Here is a 2,250-nt window from a genome sequence, read left to right as displayed (position 1 = left end):
GTGAATATCCCAAGGTGCTGCTGGCAGAAGCTAAATACAATACCAGCCAGGAATTTTATCTGGCGATCGTGATCGACAGATTGTCTTGTCGTCCGGTGCTGCTGGGTTCTACAGACGGCGGGATGAATATTAATGCCATTTTGAATCAAATTCAGCAAGTCGTCGTCTACGATGAGTTTTCCTCATTTTACGCGCGGCGGCTGGCGCTCAAAATGGGACTTCAGGGCGATCTGATGCTGGCGGTGAGCGAGATTATCGAGAAGATGTATATCTTGATGCGATCGCAAGATCTCGACTTGGTAGAAATCAATCCCTTGGGGATCGATCGCAATGGCGCGGTGATGGCACTTGATGGCAAAGTGAGTGTTAACCATTATGCTGTAGGGAGACATCCCAATCTCAAGCCGTGGCAAGTTGTCGATGTCGCCCGCAATCGATTGGGGACACTATCGCCATTATTTACCAGTGCGGGGAATATCAGCATCCTCTGTAGTGGCAATGGCTTGGCGCTAGCGATGCTGGATGGCATCGCTCAAGGTGACGGTCGAGTGGCGCAATGTATCGTCGTCGATCCGACTTGTACTCAAGAAATTCAGATCGCCCTCGATCGCATTGGTGTAAATGCTACTACTAGCCAGCCTCCAGATGAGGCACCTGTTGTCAATGTTTTATTGATTGATTTTGTCGGGAGTGAGATCGATGCTTGTCAACAAGTCATCCAATATTTTCCCCATTTTCAGCACCTGACAACAATCTGGCGAGTTTTGGAGCACGATCGCGACAGGCTTGCGGGTCTGTTGCCATTATCGATTAAACTTGTGACCAATTTCGATCGGGCGATCGCTCAGACGTTGGCAATTGCAAAACAGTGAATTAGGCTTTAGGCTTTAGGCTTTAGGAAGAAATGTTTGAGTGAATATCGCGCTCGCAGTTACCTCTTACCTCTTACCTCTTACCTCTTACCTCTTACCTCTTACCCATCTCCCATCTACCATCCCCCATCTAAATGACCATCGATCTGCAACTAGATAGCCGCGTTTTAATTCAAGGCATCGATAACCCGCTGGCGCTGGCAGCAATCGGTCGGATGCAAACTTACGGTACCAAAATCGCGGGGATTGTGAGTGCGGGACAGGGAGGGCAAAAGCTGGGCGATTTGCCGATGTTTGACTTGGTAGAGCAGGCTCAATCAGTATTAGGGCCGATCGAGACTAGCTTAATTTTTGTATCTGCTTATCAGGTACTCGATGCCGCGCTCGAAGCGATTGCTGCTGGGATTCCCCAACTAATTGTGATTACTAGGGGTGTTCCGCCGCTGGATATGATTCGACTCTTACGGCAAGCGAGTATTACCAATACACTGGTTCTCGGTACTGGCAGCGCAGGGATTATCATTCCCGATCGATTATTGCTGGGTATTTATCAGCCGCAATTATTTAGCCCTGGTAAAGTGGCAATTATCAGCCGCAATCAGAGCTTAACTGCTGAAATTGCGAGCGAATTAAATCAGGCAAACTTAGGTCAATCGATCGTCATTCATATCGGTAGCGATCCGCTGGTTGGCTCCTCCTGTCGCCTGTGGCTGGAGTGGCTTCAGTCTGACCCGCTCACCGAATCGATCGTCCTTGTCGGCGATATTTGCTGGGATTCTGAAGCAGCTACAGCAGCTTATCTGCTGGCACAACAGGGTAAACCTGTCGTTGCCTATTTAGCGGGGATTCATGCCAATACACCACACCCGCTCACCGATGCGGCGATCGTCCTGAGCCATACACTTTCCAAGCCGATTCACAATGCCGATACGATCCAACAACGGATCGAGACTTACAAACGCGCCAAAATTCCCGTTGCCAAAAAGATCGGCCAAATTCCCAGTTTGTTGAAAAAGTTAGCACAGAAAGCGTGACAACTGAGTGGATAGTGGCTAGTGAATAGTGGATAGCGCTCGATCGCACTTAAACTGAGTATGCTAAGTAGCTAGGCGAAATTAAATGTAAAATGCCAGCCCTTTGCCCTCACCCCCAACCCCTCTGTCTTGTCGTTGCTTGGTTGATTTTCATGGTCGGGAAACCCGACCGAAAATCAATCCGCTTTTTTATTCGGGGGGAACCCTAGACATAAAAACGCCGCTCCCAAGCTTGGGAGCGATTCGCGCACGCCTTTGTTCCCCGACGGTTCAGCGAATCAGCGACGCGCTCATCACGGAGGTTCCCTCCAGGTCGAGCGCGTCAAGACAAGACAGAGGGGAGC

The 2,250-nt window shown here is 49.7% G+C and carries 2 protein-coding genes; both read left to right on the top strand.

Going from position 1 to position 2,250, the window contains the following annotated elements; genetic code table 11:
• On the top strand, positions 1-872 hold an 872-nt coding region (locus RMO35_RS04045), incomplete at its 5' end, for an ATP-grasp domain-containing protein (RefSeq protein ID WP_309738729.1).
• 134 nt (positions 873-1,006) lie between these two features.
• Positions 1,007-1,906, top strand: a complete 900-nt coding sequence (locus RMO35_RS04040; protein ID WP_309738728.1) for a CoA-binding protein — start codon at positions 1,007-1,009, stop codon at positions 1,904-1,906.
• The last annotated feature ends 344 nt before the right edge of the window (positions 1,907-2,250 follow it).

It is taken from the genome of Chamaesiphon sp. OTE_20_metabat_361, assembly GCF_031364565.1.
This window is presented reverse-complemented; position numbering and strand designations above follow the sequence as displayed.

Coding starts and splice junctions, on each gene's coding strand:
- RMO35_RS04040 (WP_309738728.1), top strand. CDS start 1,007: ATGACCATCGATCTGCAACTAGATAGCCGCGTTTTAATTCAAGGCATC.